The sequence below is a fragment of the Kurthia zopfii genome, from assembly GCF_003143955.1.
Lineage (GTDB): Bacteria > Bacillota > Bacilli > Bacillales_A > Planococcaceae > Kurthia > Kurthia zopfii.
Genome location: NZ_QFVS01000021.1, coordinates 18,630 through 40,419, shown reverse-complemented (window position 1 = coordinate 40,419; position 21,790 = coordinate 18,630). Strand labels below are relative to the sequence as shown.

The 21,790-nt window shown below is 35.6% G+C and carries 24 protein-coding genes and 1 pseudogene; 6 read left to right on the top strand and 19 right to left on the bottom strand.

Annotated elements, in window-relative coordinates; all coding sequences use genetic code 11:
* Positions 1-78: 78 nt before the first annotated feature.
* The 10 genes from DF281_RS08915 to DF281_RS08870 form a co-directional block, all read right to left on the bottom strand.
* Entirely contained in the window at positions 79-645 is a 567-nt protein-coding gene (locus DF281_RS08915; RefSeq protein WP_109349904.1) for a 5' nucleotidase, NT5C type, read from the bottom strand.
* A gap of 9 nt (positions 646-654) precedes the next feature.
* Positions 655-1,737, bottom strand: a complete 1,083-nt coding sequence (locus tag DF281_RS08910) for an FAD-dependent monooxygenase (RefSeq protein ID WP_109349903.1) — start codon at positions 1,735-1,737, stop codon at positions 655-657.
* Between the two features lie 5 nt (positions 1,738-1,742).
* Positions 1,743-2,837: a bifunctional diaminohydroxyphosphoribosylaminopyrimidine deaminase/5-amino-6-(5-phosphoribosylamino)uracil reductase RibD gene (ribD, locus tag DF281_RS08905; RefSeq protein ID WP_109349902.1), complete on the bottom strand. Its 1,095-nt coding sequence runs from the start codon at positions 2,835-2,837 to the stop codon at positions 1,743-1,745.
* The gene (gene ribA / locus DF281_RS08900) at positions 2,800-3,573 is read right to left on the bottom strand and encodes a GTP cyclohydrolase II RibA (protein WP_109349901.1); all 774 of its coding nucleotides are present in this window, start codon (positions 3,571-3,573) and stop codon (positions 2,800-2,802) included. The genes ribD and ribA overlap by 38 nt, the downstream gene beginning before the upstream one ends.
* Before the next feature lie 216 nt (positions 3,574-3,789).
* Positions 3,790-5,088, bottom strand: coding sequence for an ABC transporter permease (locus DF281_RS08895; RefSeq protein ID WP_109349900.1), 1,299 nt, complete (start codon positions 5,086-5,088; stop codon positions 3,790-3,792).
* Positions 5,078-5,773, bottom strand: coding sequence for an ABC transporter ATP-binding protein (locus DF281_RS08890; RefSeq protein WP_109349899.1), 696 nt, complete (start codon positions 5,771-5,773; stop codon positions 5,078-5,080). Before DF281_RS08890 ends, DF281_RS08895 begins: the two co-directional genes overlap by 11 nt.
* 120 nt (positions 5,774-5,893) lie before the next feature.
* Positions 5,894-6,703: a hypothetical protein gene (locus tag DF281_RS08885; protein WP_109349898.1), complete on the bottom strand. Its 810-nt coding sequence runs from the start codon at positions 6,701-6,703 to the stop codon at positions 5,894-5,896.
* Positions 6,704-6,828: 125 nt separating this feature from the next.
* On the bottom strand, positions 6,829-7,281 hold the full coding sequence (locus DF281_RS08880; RefSeq protein ID WP_109349897.1) for a helix-turn-helix transcriptional regulator: 453 nt from the start codon (positions 7,279-7,281) through the stop codon (positions 6,829-6,831).
* 109 nt (positions 7,282-7,390) lie between these two features.
* Entirely contained in the window at positions 7,391-7,630 is a 240-nt protein-coding gene (locus tag DF281_RS08875; protein ID WP_109349896.1) for a hypothetical protein, read from the bottom strand.
* Between the two features lie 88 nt (positions 7,631-7,718).
* Complete coding sequence (locus DF281_RS08870; RefSeq protein ID WP_109349895.1) at positions 7,719-9,278, bottom strand: sensor domain-containing diguanylate cyclase; 1,560 nt, start codon at positions 9,276-9,278, stop codon at positions 7,719-7,721.
* Between the two features lie 453 nt (positions 9,279-9,731).
* Between DF281_RS08870 and DF281_RS08865 the strand changes: the two genes are divergently transcribed.
* The 5 genes and pseudogenes from DF281_RS08865 (at position 9,732) to DF281_RS08850 (ending at position 11,882) form a co-directional block, all read left to right on the top strand.
* Positions 9,732-10,760, top strand: a complete 1,029-nt coding sequence (locus DF281_RS08865) for a Cys-Gln thioester bond-forming surface protein (protein WP_109349894.1) — start codon at positions 9,732-9,734, stop codon at positions 10,758-10,760.
* A gap of 15 nt (positions 10,761-10,775) precedes the next feature.
* A pseudogene (locus DF281_RS15090) lies at positions 10,776-10,898 on the top strand (Cna B-type domain-containing protein); the annotation flags it as partial.
* Positions 10,878-11,069, top strand: coding sequence for a Cna B-type domain-containing protein (locus DF281_RS15085; protein ID WP_370447847.1), 192 nt, complete (start codon positions 10,878-10,880; stop codon positions 11,067-11,069). The pseudogene DF281_RS15090 and the gene DF281_RS15085, both read left to right, overlap by 21 nt.
* Positions 11,047-11,430 (top strand): LPXTG cell wall anchor domain-containing protein, encoded by a 384-nt coding sequence (locus DF281_RS08855; protein ID WP_109349893.1) that lies wholly within the window; start codon positions 11,047-11,049, stop codon positions 11,428-11,430. The genes DF281_RS15085 and DF281_RS08855 overlap by 23 nt, the downstream gene beginning before the upstream one ends.
* A gap of 122 nt (positions 11,431-11,552) precedes the next feature.
* Positions 11,553-11,882, top strand: coding sequence for a heme oxygenase (locus tag DF281_RS08850; protein WP_109349892.1), 330 nt, complete (start codon positions 11,553-11,555; stop codon positions 11,880-11,882).
* Positions 11,883-11,931: 49 nt separating this feature from the next.
* Here the strand turns inward: DF281_RS08850 and DF281_RS08845 are convergent, their stop codons facing one another.
* Positions 11,932-12,801 carry a YitT family protein gene (locus DF281_RS08845; RefSeq protein ID WP_109349891.1) on the bottom strand — a complete coding sequence of 290 codons (870 nt, stop codon included), beginning with the start codon at positions 12,799-12,801 and terminating at the stop codon, positions 11,932-11,934.
* Positions 12,802-13,011: 210 nt separating this feature from the next.
* On the opposite strand from DF281_RS08845, the gene DF281_RS08840 reads away from it, so the two are divergent.
* Complete coding sequence (locus tag DF281_RS08840; protein ID WP_109349890.1) at positions 13,012-14,199, top strand: class I SAM-dependent rRNA methyltransferase; 1,188 nt, start codon at positions 13,012-13,014, stop codon at positions 14,197-14,199.
* 29 nt (positions 14,200-14,228) lie between these two features.
* Here DF281_RS08840 and DF281_RS08835 read toward each other — a convergent pair whose 3' ends face one another.
* From DF281_RS08835 to DF281_RS08800, 8 genes are all read right to left on the bottom strand, one after another.
* Entirely contained in the window at positions 14,229-14,588 is a 360-nt protein-coding gene (locus tag DF281_RS08835) for a hypothetical protein (protein ID WP_109349889.1), read from the bottom strand.
* Between the two features lie 74 nt (positions 14,589-14,662).
* Positions 14,663-15,358 (bottom strand): ABC transporter permease, encoded by a 696-nt coding sequence (locus tag DF281_RS08830; protein WP_109349888.1) that lies wholly within the window; start codon positions 15,356-15,358, stop codon positions 14,663-14,665.
* A 2-nt stretch (positions 15,359-15,360) separates the two neighbouring features.
* Positions 15,361-16,281, bottom strand: coding sequence for an osmoprotectant ABC transporter substrate-binding protein (locus DF281_RS08825; protein WP_109349887.1), 921 nt, complete (start codon positions 16,279-16,281; stop codon positions 15,361-15,363).
* A gap of 11 nt (positions 16,282-16,292) precedes the next feature.
* Entirely contained in the window at positions 16,293-16,958 is a 666-nt protein-coding gene (locus DF281_RS08820) for an ABC transporter permease (RefSeq protein ID WP_370447829.1), read from the bottom strand.
* A gap of 18 nt (positions 16,959-16,976) precedes the next feature.
* Positions 16,977-18,122 carry a betaine/proline/choline family ABC transporter ATP-binding protein gene (locus DF281_RS08815; RefSeq protein ID WP_109349885.1) on the bottom strand — a complete coding sequence of 382 codons (1,146 nt, stop codon included), beginning with the start codon at positions 18,120-18,122 and terminating at the stop codon, positions 16,977-16,979.
* Between the two features lie 186 nt (positions 18,123-18,308).
* Positions 18,309-19,457: a VanZ family protein gene (locus tag DF281_RS08810; protein WP_109349884.1), complete on the bottom strand. Its 1,149-nt coding sequence runs from the start codon at positions 19,455-19,457 to the stop codon at positions 18,309-18,311.
* 62 nt (positions 19,458-19,519) lie between these two features.
* Entirely contained in the window at positions 19,520-19,810 is a 291-nt protein-coding gene (locus DF281_RS08805; RefSeq protein ID WP_109349883.1) for a DUF6509 family protein, read from the bottom strand.
* Positions 19,811-20,248: 438 nt separating this feature from the next.
* Positions 20,249-21,520, bottom strand: coding sequence for a hypothetical protein (locus DF281_RS08800; RefSeq protein ID WP_109349882.1), 1,272 nt, complete (start codon positions 21,518-21,520; stop codon positions 20,249-20,251).
* Between the last annotated feature and the right edge of the window lie 270 nt (positions 21,521-21,790).

Here is a 21,790-nt window from a genome sequence, read left to right as displayed (position 1 = left end):
TTATTCTCTTACTTTAGAAATAACAAAAGGTGAATGAAATTGAATTCCAAATTTCACTCACCTTTTTTAAATCTTTATTTATTTTTCGCCGATTATTTTTTCGAAATCTGCCCAATGTTCTAATCGTAAAAAAGATTCTTTTTGATTATAGGATTGATCTCGAATAATCAATGTCGTTGATAATTCTTTTAAAGTATTTAATACTTTCGGTTTATCATCAATATAGAAATCCAATTGCAATTTCTCGATTGTCGCAATTTTCTCATGATCTTCCATACCGCAGAAAAATTGATCTCCCTTCACAGGAAACCCCTTCTCCCTCACCCATGCCTCTGATTCCTTACAAAAACCTTTTGGACGAGATGTAATATAAAAAATCTCATGCCCTTCATCATTTAAGCGATTTAACACTTCAACTGCATTTGGGAAAGCTGGACAATCCGTAAAGTAAATATCACGCATATTCGCTTTCCACATTTCATAACCTTCTTCATCCGTTAAGCCGAATGGTTTGTGAATCTCGACAGTTGGAATTTCTTCAAAAACAGATTCAGGAATATTTTGATCCAACTGCGCATTATATAAACGGAATGCGTGTCTGCGTAAATCAATTAATGTGTCATCTATATCAAAACCTAATCTCATCGTAACCTCCTACACTTGCAAAGCAAATTGCGATGCAAAACCTTGCTCTTTCTCGATTTGAATTGCTTGTAATTTTTCAACTTCTTCTCTTCTTTTCACTTCGCATTGTGTCGCTTGAATGCGGTCAATGCATTGTTGATCAATTAATTCTGCAAGAACATCCGCATCTTTCATCGCGCTATTCAATCCGAACGCCCCAGTTGGTGTCATCGCATGAACAGCATCTCCTATTAGAGCCAGTCCATCCTTCCCCCATGATTCTGTCTGGCTACTAAAGACATCAAGTAACACAAAATCCTTCCATGAATGAATGTTTTCACGCACTGAATCTGCCAACTGTGGATAAGCTTCAATTAATTTTTCTATGAAAGGTTCGAACGGTTGTTTACGCAATTGTGGATAACTTCCTTCTGCGATATTCCAGCCGATTTGAACAAAATCATAGGTTTGAGTGAATAATGAAATTTGCATCCCATCTACTAAAGCCATTTTAATTGAAGGTTGCCAGCCTTTTGGTGCTGGAATTCTCGCCCAAAGTAAATCAAAACCATGTTTTCGAATTTCTGTCGCAATATGCGCTTTTTTTCGAACTGTGGAATATCTCCCATCCGCTCCAACAATTAAATCACATGCGACTTCTATCTTTTCGTCGCCATGTTTCGCTTTCACACCGATAAATGTACCAGAGTCATCTTGAATTAATTCCGTAACACGCGCATTTAAAAAACATGTGAAATGAGGAAGCGATTGTGCTTTTTCTGAAATGGCTTCGAGTAAATTAACTTGTGGTACATGAATACCTAAATGGCCAATCTGTGGATCTGCTTCAATAGATTTTTGTAGCTCTCCATTTCGCCAATACTCAAGACGTTCCATTTTTAACATTCCTTTTTGTTCAATAGCTTCAAACAAATGATGTTTTTTTAAAATGGCTTCGCCTTCTTCATTAATATGCTCACCTCTAAATGTTTTCGCAATGTGAGAAGCACTTTCTAACAATAAAACATTCACTTCTTTTTGCGCTAATAAGTATGCTAACAGCAAGCCTCCTGGACCTCCACCAACAATACATACATCTACTTTTTCTCTCATTTCAATCAATCCTTCTTCGGATAGGCAAGTACACGTAAATCATGACCAAATTTTTCTACTTCACCGAAAGTTAGCTCGACCGCTTCATCAATCGTATCAACATTCTCACCTGTAAATGGTGCAATGGAATCTTTGCCGCCTAATACTTTCGGCGCGATATAGACGATGTACTCATCAATTAAATTCGCACGTAAAAATGAAGCATTGATCGTGCCTCCGCCTTCAACTAATAAATCTGTAATACCTTCTTTATAAAGCATTTCTAAAGTTTGTTGTAAGTCTAGTTGACCGTGTACAACATCTACAAATAAGAAATCTACGCCTTCGTATTTTGCAATCAGCTGCTCATTACCCTTTGCAGTTACAATGATTGTACGAGCGATTTCTCGGTTTGTAATTTGCGCATCTACGGGTGTTCTCAATTGGCGATCCATAATAATTCTTGTCGGATTTTTTCCTTTTTGACCATTTTGAAGTCTCGTCGTTAATGCAGGGTTGTCTTTGATGACAGTACCAACTCCGACTAAAATGCCATCTACTTCATTACGAAGTTCGTGTACATCCGCACGTGATTCTTCTCCACTAATCCATTGAGAGTGACCGCTGTATGTTGCGATTTTGCCATCCAATGTCATTGCGAATTTTGACCTTACGTAAGGTAAGCCCTTTATCATATTATGCATGAATCGCTTGTTTAAAAATTTTGCTTCATTTTCTTGCACGCCAACTTCTACTTCGATTCCAGCTTCTTGAATCATACGAATTCCTCTACCTGCTACCGACGGATTTGGATCCACTGTCGCAACAACCACTCTAGCTACACCTGATTCCACTACTTGTTTCGCACATGGCGGTGTTTTGCCGTAATGTGAACAAGGCTCCAAAGTGACATATAGTGTAGCTCCTTGTGCATGTTCACCTGCCATATTGAAGGCGTGAACTTCCGCATGAGGTTCTCCAGCTTTTCGATGTAAACCCGTTCCAACAATTACGCCACCTTTTACTAGTACCGCGCCAACTAATGGATTCGGATTCGTATGCCCTTTAGCACTCGCCGCTAACTCAAGCGCGAGGTTCATGTAATACTGATCGTTCTTCACTATCTACGCCACCTTTTTCCGTTAAAATATGTCCTGCTTTTTTTACTTTTGTTTCTAAATAAAATTGATTTGTTTCTGTAACACCGCCCCAAAGTGGAATATGTTTGTCCACAGATAAACCATGCGCTTCCATCGCTTTTAATTTATTCGGATTGTTCGTAATTAATGTAATTGGTTTTTTTCTTAAAACTTCTAACACTTTAATCGCATCTTCATATGATCGCGTATCATCTTCAAATCCTAATGCATGATTTGCTTCTACCGTATCCATGCCATCCTCTTGTAAAAGGTAGGCGATTGATTTAGAAAACAAACCGATTCCTCTACCTTCGTGATTCGCTAAATAGAAAATAGCGCCACAACCATGCTCGACAATCATCTTCATCGATTCATGCAGTTGATAGCCACAATCACATCTTTGGCTGCCAAAAATATCTCCTGTATGACAAATACTATGCATGCGCACAATCGCGTCATCCGCATTTTTAAAATCACCATATACTAATACCGATGATTGTTGACCGAAAGCTAAATTCATCTGTGGTAACTGCTCGATCATTTGCTCTTTCGATAAACCAGCGGCTACTTCTTGCCAAGAATACCATTGGAATGTCACTTCAAAGTCACCTTGCTTAATAGGTAAGCGCACTGGCCCAACTACACTAATATTTTCTTTTTCATTTCTTTTTGTGAATTGTATTTTATTTAAAACAGTATCATTTATTTTCATATTCATTCCCTCGTTGCATTTTATTTAGATTACTTTATGTAACCTAGTTTAATTTAGTAATCTATTTTTGTCTACTATTTAATTCTTACAACTTTACTAGGCGATTTCATTTTAACCTTTCTAAACGGAAAAAGCATACAATTGAGTCCTATCTTGAAAAAAGTTCTCCACAAAAAAAGCATCTTCTAAGAAATACTCGATTTCTTAAAAGATGCCTATTTTTTAGTCTTGTCTTAATGCTTGAATTACATCGATTTTCGTCGCTTTACGTGCTGGTCTCCATCCTGAAACTATTGCTACACCAATACTAATAACTGATGCGATTACGACAAGTTCCCAAGGGATTGCGGAGAATTTAATAGCGCTACTATTGAATGATTGCTCTTCCGTCGCCGCATAAAGGATTTTTGGAATAAGCCAGTTCGCTGTGAAACTAATAATATAGGATGCTACTACTGCGATTGCTGTACCGATAATACCGATATAGGCACTTTCCATAACGAATAATCGTTGAATTAGTTTTGGACTTGCCCCAATCGCTTTCATGACGCCGATTTCACGCGTTCTCTCTGTTACAGCCATCGTCATTGTATTAAATATACCAATAGATGCGATTAAGATGGCAATCGTTCCTACGAAGATTAGGCCGGCTTTTAACGCGATGAAGAACATATTCATTTCTTCTAATTGCTGTGATACTGTGTATGTTGAGTATTCCATCGCTTTTAATTCTTCATTCAATGCTGGTACTGCTTCTAAATCTGTCGCATATACTGCTGTAGATTTATAGATCATTTCTTTTTCATTAAATGCTTTTCCAAAATTTTTCTTCAAATCTGTCACGATCGATTGTTTCGCTTCATTACTCATTTGAAGATATGTGTTCATTTCCCATTCACGTTTCGGTTTTGGTCCAATTCCTTCAATCGTAAATTCACGAATAACAGGTTTCGTTCCTTTTTTACCCGTCCATTTTAATTGAACTTTCTTCCCTAAAACACTTTCTTGAATACCGACTTTAGGTTTTTCGCCTTCTTTAGCTTTTTCTAAAGTTTTCTCATCTTCTTTAGATAGAAGATTTTGTGCAAAATTATACCCAACGACAATTCCATCTTCTGTCGTAGGATAATGACCTTTCGATAAAGGTAGTTTGGCTTTTTTTAATGCATCAAAATTAACGAATGAGCTTTCTGCATAACCAGTATTTGCGCCAATCGTAGCTTTATTTTGAATATTATCTAATTGCATCGCATATGATTCAGAAATCGATGAAATATTATCTAATTTCGCGATTTTTTCAATATCTAATGGCTGATCTCCACCATCATATACTTCAATGCGAGTTAGTGAATCACTTGATAATACTTCATCCTTCAATGTTCCTTGTAATCCGAATGCAATCGAAGCAAGGACGATTAAAAATGCACAACCCATTGTTGTTGCTAAAATCGTTGTAAAAATTCGCATGCGGTTTTTCTTCACATGTTGTCTTACGAAATCAATCTGGTCTCTAAACTGCACTTGTCGTCGCCTCCTTCAATTCACCATCATGCATGCGGTATTTTTTATGCGCGCTATTTGCTACTTCTTCATCATGCGTAATAACAACAAATGTGATGTCCATCGATTCATTTAATGATTTGATTAAATCTAAAATTTCTAATTCTGTTTCTGAATCCAAACTCCCTGTTGGTTCATCCGCTAAAATAATCGAAGGCTTCGTCACTAATGCACGTGCGATACATACACGCTGCTGTTGCCCGCCAGATAATTCATTCGGATAATGGTCGATTACTTCATTTAATCCGACACGATCCATAATTTGACGTACAACTTGGAATCGAGCTGATTTACCCATTCCTTGAATTTTCAATGGTAACTCTACATTTTCAAACGCTGTTAAACCGGGCATCAATTGGAAGTTTTGAAAGATGAATCCGACATTTTTCAATCGGAATTTCGCATGTTCTGCCTCCGATAAATCGGTTGTATCGATTCCGTTCAATTTGATCGAACCCGAATCTGTTTTTAAGAAACCTGCAATTGCATTTAATAAAGTTGACTTACCAGAACCTGATTTCCCGACAATCGCCACAATATCCCCTGCATCAACTTGTAAATCTACATTTTTCAAAACTGGTACTTTTTTCTCCTGACCCTTTTTCCCGATCAAGAAAGTATGTTGTATATTCGTTAAAGTAATCATACGAACTCCTCTCCTCTTGCTTTGTAGCTTTAGTATATCTGCTAATTCTTAACAAAAAGCCATGACAAAAATGAAGAAATTCTTAAGAAAAAAAAGAAACCGCATTTCTGCGATTTCTCATTAGGAAAATTTAATTTTCTTTTTGATCGTAATTGGCTTTTTCTCATTTACTAATGTTATTTGAAAACTAAGTTCTAAATTCTTCGTCGTTTTTGCGATTCGATTGAAAGAAAGAACACCATGCGTCCCTTGATCACGTTCCAATGTATGAAGAAGTCGGTCTTTTTGATCAAGAATCTCAAACTTCGTCGGTACTACAACACCATCTGCTAATAATTTGATTGTCGCGTCATTTAAATAAATTCGTTTCTTGTTTTTATTGTATAAGAAAATAGAAATACGTGTACCCGATTGATATACTTTAATTTTTTCAACCTCTAACATCACTTTTTCAACTTCACTTTTCTCATTAACATCTAGATTGATTAGCACTTCATTTTCAAAAGTTTCTCCTTCTCCTACTTCTATTGATTGGATATCAACTTGTGCCAAGGACCCTTTCATTCCTAATTTATCCGTTCCTTTATATACTTTCGAAACTTTCCCGCTAAAATTAACAATGGATTGTTGCTTTAATGGCTTCTTCTCATCTTTTTGCAATATGATGATAGGTTCCTTATATTCCTTTGGTTCAAGTAATAACGCTGAATATACACCTTCACCTTTGACATAATTAGACCTGTCTACTACACCACTCGCTTCTACTTCATAACCAACATATATTTTAGGGTTCGCAATTAATTCAGGCACTTTTTCCTGTGTAATTAATTTTTCGGGAGCAGATTTTTGTTTTTCTTTATTTTGTAAAATTAAGTAAATGCTGCCGACACAAATAATTAATATAAAGAACAACATTGTTATTTTCTTCAAGTGGTTCTCCCCTTCCTCTACTCACCTTTACCCAAAAAGAATTAAACTTTCACATATTCGAGAATATTAATTTCATTAAATAAAAAAACCGCCATTGGAAGTTGCTCCAAGACGGTAATATTCATCTATATTGTTGTGAAGGAAGCTAAATGATCTTCAGCGTCTTCCTTAGATAATGTGTATAATTTAATTTCATTTGCTGGATTTAATAATCGAAAGCTCGTATGTACGAGATTTTGTTGGATTCGCCAATTTTGTTCACTTTCAATTGTACGCCACCAAAGTTTATCGTTCACTAAATGTTGTTCAGGCACTAAAACACCTTCGCCTGTTGATAGTCCAATAAAGATTAATGGATTCCCACCAAATGCTGCTTGTAAGATCGCGCTACTTTTAAATAATGTACACATTGCGACCGCTACAGTCCAACCACATTGTACTCGTTGTTTCTCTATTTGAACGAGTGTTTTTTTAGAGATTCCCACGACTTCAGACATTTGTTCTTGTGTTAAATTGTATTCGGTACGAATTAATTTTAATTTTTCCGAAACAATTCGAATAATTTCCTCTTGATTCATCCATTTCACCTTTTCTATTCTTGTGTAAGATTACACTAGAAATCAATCTTATCATTAGTGAAATTCAGATGTCCAACCTTTCGCGTATCGTTCATAAAAAGATCGAAAGTTACACTACATATTTCTTTATTAGTGAATTATTTCTATTTGAAATAATGAAAACTATTAATAACATCACACTTAATGCCAGAAATACGATAATGAATGGATTTCTAAAAAAAATATTCATCTCGATTTCGCCATCAAGATTGACCATTTGATAATAAAAGGCAATTCTCTCCATACCATATAAAATTCCTGAAGTTACTAAAAACGTCATACTCATAATGAATGAAGTTTTATTATTCATTTCTCCGCCCCCTCTCTATCTTACCATTATATTACATTTTAACAAAAAAACACCTATCAGTCATGTTTTTGATAGGTGTTTACTATTTTTATTCTGTTATTTTCACTTGATTACGTCCATTTTCTTTTGAATAGTAAAGTGATTGATCCGCTTTTTTTATTAATGTACCATAATCATTCGCATTTTTCGGACACTCGGCTATTCCGGCAGAAATCGTAATTGGTTTTCCTGTAGGGCTGTTATTTTCCTCAAAACTTTTTCTTAGTTTTTCAGCAAAATTAAATGCACCTTCTGCGTCTGTTTTTGGTAATAAAATGACAAATTCTTCGCCACCGAATCGGAAGCACAGATCCGAAACATCTGCGTGCTGCTCCATCGTAATCGCAATATATTTTAAAACTTCGTCCCCTACATCATGCCCGTAAGTGTCATTTACTTTTTTAAAATGATCAACATCGAATAAAATGAGTGAAAAATGTTTTTGTTCCTCTGTCCAACGATTCATCACTTCATCCAAAGTTCTTCGGTTAAATAAGCCTGTTAATGCATCTGTACGCGATTGATCCGTCAAATCATGTACACGATTATGCAACGCACCAAAGCTAATAATAAGTGATTCTTTCAACTGAATCGCTTCATAATACCATGCCGGGACTGTTCTGAAATTCTTTTCCTCATCCTTCGCCTTACTACTCTCCGTTAATTCAGCAAGTCTTTGCAAAGGTTTCGCAATTTTATATGCAGCAAAAATCACTATAATCAATGACACAAATAATAATGGAATTGCGATATTCAACATTTTTTGAACCATCTTACCAGCCGGCGCTTCTACTGCATCTGCCGGTCTTTGCGCAATTACTGTCCAATTAGACTCTTTAATGTATGAGTAGCCCGCAAATGATTGTTCACCAGCATTATTCACGCCTTTCATGACACCTGTTTTATGCGCTTCTAGTGCCTTCGCAATAATTTTATTTTTTGAAAAGTCCTCACCGATATTTTCTTTATTCTCATCATAGACAATTGTTCCATCCTTCGCTGCTACATATACCGTCGAATGATCACTATAAGGATGCACACCTAATAGTTCCGAAAGCACATTATCTTCCTTCAAATAAATTGTGCCGCCAATTAATCCTAAATAATCATTCGTTTTAGAGAAAAGCGGAACCGAAATGAAAATAATTAATCGTCCACTCACACTTTCATACGGTTGCGAAATCATTGGTTTTTTCTTTTTTATTGCTTCCTTCATAGCATTTGAAGTCAATTTAACACCGACTAAATCCAATGTCTGTGGCGAAGTTGCCTGCACCACTGCCTGATCATTTACGATTGCGATTGAATTGAATGCATCTGTTTGATTGCGAATTAAATCTGCTTTTTTCTTTAAAACTTCCTCATTACTCATTTGTTCAGCAATTTCTGGTACATTCGCTGAAAGCATCATGATTTGTTCTTGCAAATAATTATTCGCTGTATCTGCCAGTTTTTGAGCATACACTCTGTTCGTCTCCAGAGCGCTCTCTCCTAAATTATCTTTATTTAGTTTATAGCCACTCCATATAGACACTACACTAGTCAGCATAAAAGCTAATAAAGCAACGCCAATAATTAAATACTGTAATTTTATCCGATTAATTTTCATATGATCTACTCACTTTTTTCATTTTCTCTTTATTATAGATTATTCGCAATATTAAATGTAATTTTTTGTGGTATATCTTGTCATCGTTTTTGTAATTTAGACCTCATTTTACTATTTTTAGTAGAAATATATTGAATTTTTTGCAGATAGGTATATAATTCCATGTAGATTAGAATACTAGGATTTAGTCCCCCTATATTCTTTTCTTCTAACATTGCTCAATATGTTAGACAAGTGCATGTTCTACGTATTTAGGTCTTAGCTGATACCCCAAGTTAGCTTGTGACATTACTAAATATCGCACACCAATGTAGAACTCTCCTTAAAATATAAAAGCACCCTGTAATTCAGATTTTTTCTGTTTTGCAGGGTGTTTTATTTTGTGATAAAAGGTTATTTCCCCGCTTTAACAGGGTAACTATTTACTATTAAAACATTTTTTAGGAGGTTATTATGAAGAAAATATTATTTTCCACAATATTTGCGATTGGTTTCCTTTGCACACTCCTACTACATAATCCAAACATCGCAAAAGCAGAAGAACTTTATATTTTTTCTGGTGAGGATTTAAAAACCGCACCAAATATCAATTTGAAAAATAGAGAAACGATTCCAACCGGATTTAGAACACTTTTTGATAAGGAAAATTGGTACTATTTTTGCTTAGATCAATTAAAGACTTATCCAAATTCCACTACGCCACCTTATGTTCCTGCTCGAAATGCCGAGAATCAAGGTGTTAAATGGTTAATCAAAAATTTCCATGGCGACAAGGAACTTATTAGTAACGAAAACAACCTAACGCAGTATGCTCTTACACAACTTGCTATTTGGTGCTTAACCAATCCAGCCGTAACAAGTTATCGCGATCCTATTGTTTCAAATAACGGAAACTTAAAAGCCTTAATCGATGAAGCTAGAAAGCATCGTGAAGATGTTGATGTTGAAGCAGAACTTATGCAGACTACTTTAGAATTATCGAATACTAAATTTGTCCAATATCATGCAAATGAGTTATTTAAAAGTAAAATTTCAGCGACAATTACTCATACTAAAGCATTACCAACAAATAAAAAAATTGAAATGGAAGATATTAAAGTCTATTCAATTGAAAATGGTTCAAAAAAAGATATAACAAATAACGCTCATGTTCATTTAACAGAATCTGATTTTAATATTAATCTTGCAATTGATGAACTATTTTACTTGAACTTTGTACCCTCTTATTCAGTTGTTGTAGAATGGTTTGGAAATGTTTCTGCTACTGATAATTTTGTTCAAGGATATAAAACAGTAACCGAAAGAAAATTCCAACTGGTTGCTACAGCTCATATCATAACACTTTCTCATGCAATCAAAGATGATACCACTCTAAAAGTGGATAACTTCATAAATATTTCTGGTAAGAAAAATTGGGATGATGGTAATCGTCCGGATGACATTACTGTAAACTTATTTGCAAATGGTGTAAAAACGGATTAAAAGGTAGTTTCGGCAAAAACGGATTGGAAATATACTTTCGACCGCTTACACAAATATGATATTCACGGTGAACTTTTCACGTATACAGTTGAAGAAGAAAAAGTTCCAGGCTATACCATCACACAGAACGGATTCAACTTTACAAATAGTTATAAACCTAAAACAACTGAACGAACGGTAAGTAAAAAATGGAGCGATTTCAACAATAAGCATAAAGAGCGCCCAGAGGTCGTATTTGTTCAATTGTATGCTGATTCAAAAACTTACGGCACTAAAGTGAAAATAAATGACAAAAGTTCCACATTATAAGAACTCTGTCAAAGTGGAAGCAGATGAGGATTTCTTATTAACAAATACGTATGTACCACCCAAACCACCACCTGGCGAGGGCACTCCTCCTCCATTAGGGGAAGCTGGCGATGATGAGTTTGGTCCAGATTCAGAAAATCCACTAGCTGGAGGGAATGGGACGAATAAGCCTACCCATTCGAAACCTGACCAACAAGGAAAACCAGCTGTTGATGAAGATCAAGCACTGGGCGGAAAACTCCCTCAAACAAGTGAGGAATCCTATATCGCTTCTATCATCTTAGGAGCGGTATTTATTCTTGGCGCAGTACTTCTAATCAAGCGCCATCGAAAAATTATTAACTATATTGACGAAGATTAAATTAGAAAGAGTGGAATCGCCAAATGACGATTCCACTTTTTCTATGCTACGGTTTGCAATTCATAATTCAATTGGAGTAATCTTTAGGTGTAAATAATTCATTTAAAGGGAGCGAAAAAATTATGTTTATCGTATCAAACCGTATCCGTGTTAAAAAAGGTTTCGCAGAAAAAATGGCACCTAATTTTACAAAAGGTGGAGAAGCGCTTAAACAATTTAAAGGCTTCGTAAAAACGGAAGTAGCAATTTCTAAAGACTTCGAAAAATATGATGAAATGAGCGTAAACATGCACTGGGAAACACTTGATGGTTTCCATGAATGGAAAAATAGTGATGTTTTCAAAAATGCTCATAAGCGTCCTGAAGCAAAAGAAGGCGAAGCGCCAAAAGAATCACCAATGTTAGGTAGCACACTTGTAATCTCTGAAGTTGTCACTACAACGGAAGCATAAAAATAAACCCTGAAAATACTCGAAATAAGTATTTTCAGGGTTATTTTTTTTAGTGAATATCTTGTTTCTTGAAGTTACCGCCTTTTACTTCTGCTGCATCATATACAGTTACAAAAGCATGTGGATCAATTTCAAAAATGATTGATTTAATTTTCGTATCTTCTAATCTGTTGATTACACATGATACTTCTTTAAATTTCTCATTCGAATAACCACCATAAACTTCCGTCAATGTCGCGCTACGTCCAAGACGATCACGAATTGTTTCCACAAGTAAATCTGGATCCTTCGTAATAATTTTGAAAATTTTCGAACCGCTCAAACCTTCTTCCACAATGTGGATCACTTTCGAAGCGATGAAATAAGCTAATCCTGAAAGAATGGCTCCTGTTAATCCGAATACTGTAGAAACTAAAATAAAGACGAACATATTTAAAAATAAGATTAAATCACTTGTACCGAATGGTAGTTTACGTGCTAAAAGTACAGCAAGCATATCGATTCCATCCAATGCACCACCATTACGTAAGGCTAGACCCATACCGAAACCGATAATGATCCCTCCGACAACCGTAATTAATAATGTATCGCCCTCAATAATTGTCGGAACATCATGTAAAACAACCGTTCCAACTGCTAAAGTAGCAATACCTAATGTGGAATAAATCGCAAAACTTTTACCAATCTGCTTATAACCTAACCATATGAATGGAATATTTATAATGGCAATTAAAATACCTAATGGCAATCCAATTAATTGTGATAATACGATACTAATCCCTGTAACCCCACCATCAGATACTAAATTGGGAATTAAAATGGCTTCTAATCCATAAGCTGCAATTAATGCGCCCAGCATAACCATTACTCCGCGTCCGATTATTACCTGTATACTTTTCTTCTTCGCTTCTGTTCTCATCAAACTCTCCTCTAACATTCTTGATATCTCTATTTTAGAAAGAAATTCGTTATTTTCCTAATGATAAGATTCTATCTACTATAATTTTTTGAAAATGATGACGAAAACAACATCAAACCTTCACTACTTTACGCGATGTATTTCGCTTTTCTTTTCAAAAAATGCAATAATAGAAGAAACTACGAAAATAAAGGATGAAATTTTAATTATATGAAAACATTACGCGTAAAACCCGAGTTTATTGCTGATTTCAAACGTGGCTATTCATTAGTCCACCGCGACTCTGTATCAAACCAGGATCTACTTGAAGAAGAAGGCGAACTTTTTGAAATTGTGGATCAACACAATAAATTATTAGGTACTGCTTACTACGGTATCCAAAACAAAGGGATCGGCTGGATCTTATCAACTAAAGATGGTGAAGAAATCGATCAAGAATATTTCATCAACAAAATTAAAGCAGCTTTACGTCACCGCGAATCGTTCTTCAATGACTCAATGACAACTGCTTTCCGCGTATTTAATGGAGAGGGAGATGGCATCGGCGGTCTTGCAATCGATTATTTCGACGGATACTTCATGATTAGTTGGTATAGCGACGGCATCTATCAATACAAGGATTATGTGATCCACGCATTAGATACATTAACTTCTTACAGAGCGATTTATGAGAAAAAACGCTTTGATACGAAAGGGATGTATATCGACCAAGATGATTTCGTCAAAGGTACTGAAGGCGACTTCCCAATTATCATTAAAGAAAATGGCATGAACTTTGCGATTGATTTAAATGATGGTGCAATGACAGGGATTTTCTTAGACCAACGCGATGTTCGTCAAACAATTCGCGATCATTATTCAGAAGGTAAAAATGTTTTAAATACTTTCTCTTACACAGGTGCTTTCTCTGTGGCCGCTGCACTAGGTGGCGCTACTGAAACGACTTCTGTAGACTTAGCTAAACGCTCATTACCAAAAACAATCGAACAATTCAGCGTAAACTCAATTGACTTTGAAGCACAAGATATTAAAGTAATGGATGTATTCCAATACTTCAAATATGCACAACGTCATGCTTTAAAATTCGACTTAGTTGTTTTAGATCCGCCAAGTTTCGCTCGTTCTAAAAAAATGACTTTCTCAACTGCGAAAGATTATCCAAAACTTTTAGAAGATGCGATTGCGATTACTGCTAAAAAAGGGATTATTGTTGCTTCAACGAATAATGCGAGTTTCGGTATGAAGAAATTCAAAACATTCATCGACAAAGCATTCAAAGATACGAATACAAAATATAAAATTGTTGAAGATTTTGGTCTTCCAAAAGATTTCCGAGCAAACCGCGACTTCCCAGAATTCAACTATTTAAAAGTTTGCTTCATTCAAAAATTAAACTAATCAAAAGAAAAACCAACGCACGAACGATTTTACGTCGTTTCCGCGTTGGTTTTTTTATATCTTCGAATAGCAGCGATTATAGACACCACGCCTAGGATCCAAAGAATAATATTTGTCGGATTAATACCATGACTTGAACGTCCACCAATTAAATAAAAGACATTAATTAGTGCGAGAAGAATCATGGGCGTTGTAATACCTAACAAAAGTTTTGTGTTTTCATTGATCTTCCATGCGAAGCGATCCATCTTAGAAAAAATAGTACTAATAATGACGAATACTATTAGAACAACGAGAGGAATTCCTAAACTAATTTGATGTTGGAAAAAATCTAAATAAATAATACCGCAAAAAATAAAAAAGCTTAAAAAAGCGAATAATTTCTCCATCGTTACACCCCCACTATCCATTATAATACAATAAATGTAATAAAGCCTTCAAACAAGTGTTTGAAGGCTTTATTCTAATCATTTAATGATTGAATTGTTGGTTTTGTAAATTTTTTATTTCGTTTAATTGGGTCGATTTTCTTTTCAATCCAACTTAAAATTAAATCGGCTAAAACGGCCATTAACGCAGTTGGAATCGCTCCCGCTAAAATAATGGCTGTTCCGTCTGTCGCATTTGTACCACGGATAATTATATCTCCTAATCCACCTGCTCCGATGAACGCTCCAATCGCCGTAACACCAATTGCGACAACAAGCGCGATCCGAATACCTGCAATCATTACGGATAGTGACAGTGGCAACTCAATCATATATAATACCTGTGCCTTCGTCATACCCATACCTTTACCAGAATCGATTAAATCTTTATTAATATTATTAATTCCGGTATACGTATTTTTAATAATTGGCAGTAGCGAGTATAGGAATACTGCAATCACAACTGTCGATTGCCCTAATCCCATGCCAAGCATTAAGATTGCCAGCAATGCGAGCGCTGGAATCGTCTGAATGATATTGGCGATCGTAATAATAAATCCAGATAACTTCGCATACTTAGAAATTAAAATCCCAAGTGGAATGCCTACTAATGCTGCTAATAAAACCCCGTAAATGGAGATTAAAAAATGTTGTAGAAACTGCATGAACACATAACTACCATTTTCGGAAAAGTAGTAGAAGAACTGTTGAAATGTATTCAAATCACCCATAACTACTCGCCTCCCTTGTCTTCAAAGTAATTATGTTTTTCTAAAAATTTTTCTGCAACAATGGCTGGTTCAAGTAAATTATTATCCGATTCATAGTTTAATTTCTGCATTTCTTCCGTTGAAACGGTATCAATTAATTTTTCGAGAACCTTTTTCACTTCTGGTTTTGCCTTTAATAACTCATTCGTCGCGAGTGGACTACAGTCATACGGCGGGAAGAAATGAAGATCATCTTCTAATACGACTAAATCATAGCTCGCAATTCGTCCGTCCGTCGTATAGCCAAGTACGACATCCATTTTACCCGCTTCTACAGCGTCATAGACAAGTCCAATTTGCATTGGATACACTTTACCGAAATCAAAGCCATAGTCCTTCACGAATGCTTTGTAGCCGTCTCCGGGCCTATTCATCCATGATGTGTCGACACCTGCTTCCATTTTGTCGGCAACTTTCTTCAAATCACTTACTTTTTTCAAATTATATTTTTTGGCGGTTTCTTTATTCACCATAAATGCGTAAGTATTCGCAAAGCCATATGAATCGAAGAATGTTTGATTATAATCTTCGTCAAATAATTTTTGCACGGTTTTCATCGCTTTTTCAGGACTTTTAATCGGTTCTTCACCTAAAGCACCCGTTAAATCTGTTCCTGTATAGCGAGATGCTGAAATATTGGCATCGCCATTGACCATCGCTTGATGCACGACAACACTCGAACCTAAATTATTGATCATCTCAACACTTTCATCCGTATAATGCTCAATCATTAATTTAATCATATTGCCCATAATCGCACTTTCTGTCGTTGTGACAGTGGCGACTTTAATCGCTTCATTTCCGCTTCCCTTACCTGACGAACAGCCCGATAAGATTAGCGCCATACTGCAAATACCGATAAATAGTTTCACAATTGATCGCATTTGTCGCTCTCCTACCTTTCTATTCGTAATCCTTTTGGTGTCGCTATTTTTTCAACTTTTGACAATATAAAATCGACAAGCAATGCTAAAATCGTTACGAGTACCGCACCGCCGATAATAAATTCTGGTTGATACAAGTTTAATCCGTTAAAAATAAAGTCCCCAAGTCCACCTGCCCCTATGTAAGAAGCTAATGTCGCCCAAGAAATTGCATACACTGCGGATAATCGTATGCCAGCCATGATGACAGGTGTAGCTAACGGAAACTCCAATAAATAAATGCTTTGGAATTTTGTCATCCCCATACTCGTCCCTGCCGCTTTTAAGTCTTTATTCACCGACTCCATACCGATAAATGTATTATTCAAAATCGGTAATAATGTGTAAATGAAAAGCGCAATTATTGCGGGTACTTTTCCGACACCTAAAAATGGAATCATTAACGCTAAAATTGCCAGTGAAGGAAGTGTTTGAAGCACACTCGTAATTCCCATAACAATTTTTGCGATCTTTTTCGTTTTTGATAGTGCAATGCCAAGTGGTACTGCCACAATGACACCTAGCAATAACGCCAAAATTGAAATATATAAATGTTCCCACGTTTTAATGAGAATATCTTGCCGATTTGTTACGAAAAAATCTTTCGTCGCCTCCAAAAATGTATCCATACTGTTCACATCCTCTTTTTTTACAATCTAAATTTCTTCTGGAAGGTTTTCGATTTGTTCATCGCCCCAAATTGTGTCGTACACGATATCGACAATATGGGCGCGCGTAATTAAACCAACTAAACGATGATTTGCATCAACGACCGGAATGTTTTTTAGATTTCTGCGTAAAATTCTGCGTACAGAGTCTTGAAGTCTCGTGCCATTCATCACGTAAAAGACATCCTTTTCCATAGCGTCCGCTACACTCGAAGTGCGATGTCTTTCAGAAGTAATATTTTCGACGCTTAAAAAGCCTTTTAATTTATTTTGTCCATCCACGACAAATAGCGTATCTACACGCTTTTGCACCATTGTTCGAATGGCATCATCTAAACTTTTCTCTAATGAAATTGTAATAGGGGTAATCATTACGTCATCGACAATTTTTGCACTTGGTTTTTCTTGTACAAGTCGATGTGAACCAATAAATTCTTTGACGAATTGGTTTGCAGGGTTCGATAAAATATTATCAGGGGTGTCATATTGAACAACTTGTCCATCATGCATAATGCAAATTCGGTCAGCGAGTTTGATCGCCTCATCCATATCATGCGTAACGAAAACGACTGTTTTGCCAAGTCGCTGTTGCAAGTCTTTCATTAAGTCTTGTAGAGTATCTCGAGTAATTGGATCAAGCGCACCAAACGGCTCATCCATTAATATAAGGTCTTGATTGGCCGCAAGCGCGCGCAATACGCCAATTCGTTGTTGTTGCCCACCAGATAGTTGAGCAGGATACATATCTAAGTAACTTTCAGGCAGATTGACTAACTCAATTAATTCTTCTGCTGCCTTATTCTTTTTGTCCTTATCCCATTTTAAAAGCTTAGGGACTAGGGTTATGTTATCGCGGATCGTCATATGTGGCATTAAACCAATTTGTTGAATGACATATCCAATACTTCTTCTCAATGTAACGGGATTCTTATTCGTTACATCCTCTCCATTGATGGTGATTTTCCCCTTTGTCGGTTCAATCATCCGATTAATCATGCGAAGTGCTGTTGTTTTACCACTTCCCGAAGTACCGATAAAAGCAACGAATTCGCCCTTTTCTATCTCTATATTAAGGTCGTCTACTGCTTTTTTTCCTCCTCGGTACACTTTTGAAAGATGCTCTAGTTTAAGCATTTTCACTCACTCCTTCCTCATACCTTTTATATAAATACCCTATTTTGCACTAAAATATTCATTTTTTAGGTAAATAATTTGTAAGTAGTAGATTATTAACTTTTAATACCAAATTTATAAAACCTTCGATTAAAAAAAATAGAAAAACCACAAACTATTACTAAAATAGCTTGTGGTTTGTACTGTTTATTTTTTTCGCGTCGTATAAAGGTCTGCCGATTCATCAAAGAAGAATCTTCGTTTTCCTTTTCCAAATACGACAAGCATGATATGGATGAATAATACGATTGTTAAGACGAGCGCCACGATACTTGATGCAAGTGATAATAATACAGCTGCTTCGTAGTAAGGTGAATCCATCGTTACTTTAATATTATTCATTGTAGAAGCGATCACCGTTAAGAAATAGGCGACGTAAATTGCGACAAATCGTTTCGCCAACCTCGAAATCGTTACTTTCTTCGAGATTTTACTACTATATCTAAAGCGTAAAATCGCCGAACCAATCGTGCGACCATTCCAAAGTGCTGGAATCATAAATAATCCAACAAATAATAAAATCGACATAACGATAAAGTTCGTTACTTCATTTTGATTTGTAAAGTTCATCACTAATTGGCGCACGACATCCATTAGGAAGAAGTCGATCGCGATTGCTAATAAGACAGCCATTGAACGTACTTCATCTTTTTGGACCAAATATTCTGCACGTTCTTCGATTTTTTTCTTCGAAGGGAATACCGCAAGTACAGCTGGCGCAATGAAATAACCGATAATTCCACCGAAAGTATTCGTCATTAAGTCATCAACGTCAAATAGGCGGTAAGCACAATTGTAGATGCCATAAATCCCTGTTACTTGTGTAATTTCAAAGAATAAAGTAACTAAGAAAACAATTAGACCAGCTTTCCACCATTTTTTCTTATCAACAAGGTAGTAACGTAAATAAACACCTAGTGGTAAGAGTAATAGGAAGTTGAAAAATACTTGATAAAACGCTGATTGTTTAAATAACAGGACATACGTAGCGGGATTACTAATTTGTAGCCAATTTCCTTTTAAAATATCAGAAATAAATTGGAATGGTACGAGTGAATAATGCACTGTATTCGGATTTTGCATCGCGCATGTATCACGTGTCGCTGGCAGTGGTAATAATACTAAAAATAATGCCGATAACATGTAAAAAATAAATGTAAATGAAATAATCGTCACTGATAATGGTAGAAATCCGTATTTACGATATGTATAGACCATCCACGGAATCCACACTAAAAATGCGATTATAATGAAAACAATCGCTGCTGTCAGTATCGGTGTCGCATACATAGACATCCCGATTCCTCCTTTTTAAGAAAATAAGAGCTACCTAGTATGACTAGATAGCTGTATAGTATTTATTCGACTTCAATTAAATGCGTTTTACAAAATTCAACGATTTCTGCTTCTTCATCTTCATCCAGTCCAAACTCCAAATAAGATTGATCAGATTTTGCGATTAGGAAGTAGTTTACCATTGAGATTTCGTTGTCTTTTTTAGCAATAATTGCTCTAAGGTCAACGCCACCTTCTTGATACAACTCATCATCTTCTTCAATATTTAATTCAAGGGTGAATTCATATCTTTCACCTTCAATAATATTTGTTGGGTCTAAAATTTCTTCCATCATATAGGATAAAATTTCCATTTATAGGTCGCTCCTTCAACTATTTATCTATATAATGATAACGTAATTTCTTAATTAGTAAAGTTTCAAGGGGTACGAAAATAAAAAAATGCCCAAGAATCTTGGACATCAAATAGTATAAATTCTTATTTTAGTATGTAAAGATATGAAAACCTCAAGCTAGTTGAACAGGACTAGCCTTATGGGAGGAGGTCTCCATATCTTTCACGCAACGTACTTCAAAGCATTGGGGTACTTGTGAAGTATCGATTTCCTTGTAGAAAAGCATTTTGATATTAGTGACATTCGCTTTAATAAATATGACGTCTCATATTTATTTTGAAGCCGAATGCGATGGCTTATTTTGCATTTTTCTAGCAAGGTATACTCTATATATACCCATAAATCATCTCATAAAACACAAATACAAAATATGGTATTTTAAAAAAATTTAATACTTTATGGAGCATAATATTGCCAGTCTAAATCTAAGTTCACTTTTTCAATAAAATCATTCCATTCATTTACGCGTAATTTATATGTAAATGCATTAGAATGCCTATGTGTCACTGTTTCTGACTCATTATAAAACTGGTACCATTCATTATTCAATTGGTAACGTTCCAATCTACTTCCAAACTCTACTTTTTGTTTAAAAGTCGCAAACGCTTTTGGAATTGCTTCTAAAAATACTCCTGCAATATCTTTTTCCAACACATAATTATGCAATTCACGCGTCCAAAACTCCACGACGATCTCATCTAACTCTCCATACAGATCATTTTCGCGATTATACACATTTTCCTGTGCTTCTTTATGACGCTGATTAAGGTCATCAATTTTATAATTGTAGAAAGACGTGAAAATCGGCATTAATTTTTTTCGGAATTGTGGTGACAGTTCATCTTGCTCGGCAATAACTTGGAATTTCATCGCCAGTAATCCTAAATCGACTCCCAATTGTTCTTCACTCACAGTAGTCGCCTTTTGTGTAATCAACCATGTATTCGCAGATTGAAAAATCGCCCCTGCTGCACATAAATCTGCTTCATTATATAGTTCAGCCGGCATCATAATGCATTGTTCAAATAATTTTGACACTATTAAGCGAAGGACATCCCCCATAAAATATGAATCGCGTAAAAGCCATTGATCTTCAGTACCTTCAATCATCGCATAGTCCGGCTCTAATCGTATGAATTCCGCATATTGATGGATTTTTCTCAAATATAATTCAGAAATGGACTGTTTAATTACTTCTGATTCATTTGGAAAATCATTTCTTTCAAGAAATTTTCCCACATACTGGGTATAAATATTCATCATGCGTTCAAAACTTCTTTTGAATACTTCATCTAAAATGCCAACCTGCTCTTTCAGCTCGTCACCTTCAAAATCGCGATGCACTCTTTCCGCATATACAACATATTCCGAAGCTAAAAAGTCGATATAAATCGCAATTTCACTAAGTCTATTCGCAGACATACCATCTTTCGCACTTAAATTATATTCAACCATTTTCCAAAAAATTTCTTTCGGAAGCCCTACCTTCTTCAATTCTTCCATGGATAAATTTTCTGTAAACATTCTTTTTTCAGGTGAAAAATATTTAGGTAAACGCTCTTTCGCGTCTTGGATGTATCTGGCTTTCATCTTTTGCACTTTTGGCGCATGCATAGTCCGGACTTCTATATGATTTGGCGTTTTTTTCTGTTTATGTTTTTCTTTCATCTCATCATCAGTCCTCCTCAACCACAATCGAACTTAAAAATATATTCGAATCATTTTTTATACCTATTTATTCAATAATACCCCCTTTTTCAAAAATCGGGAATTAAAAAGGGGGAAATGGTATTTTTGAATGAATGAATAACGGACAAATAAAGTAGAAAATTGATAATTCAACTCGGAATCCAACGTAAAATTATTAATTAATTTTGAGTAGGCTATTTTGCAATCGACTATGTTAGATTAGAAGGAGAATTATGATCGGAGGAGGAA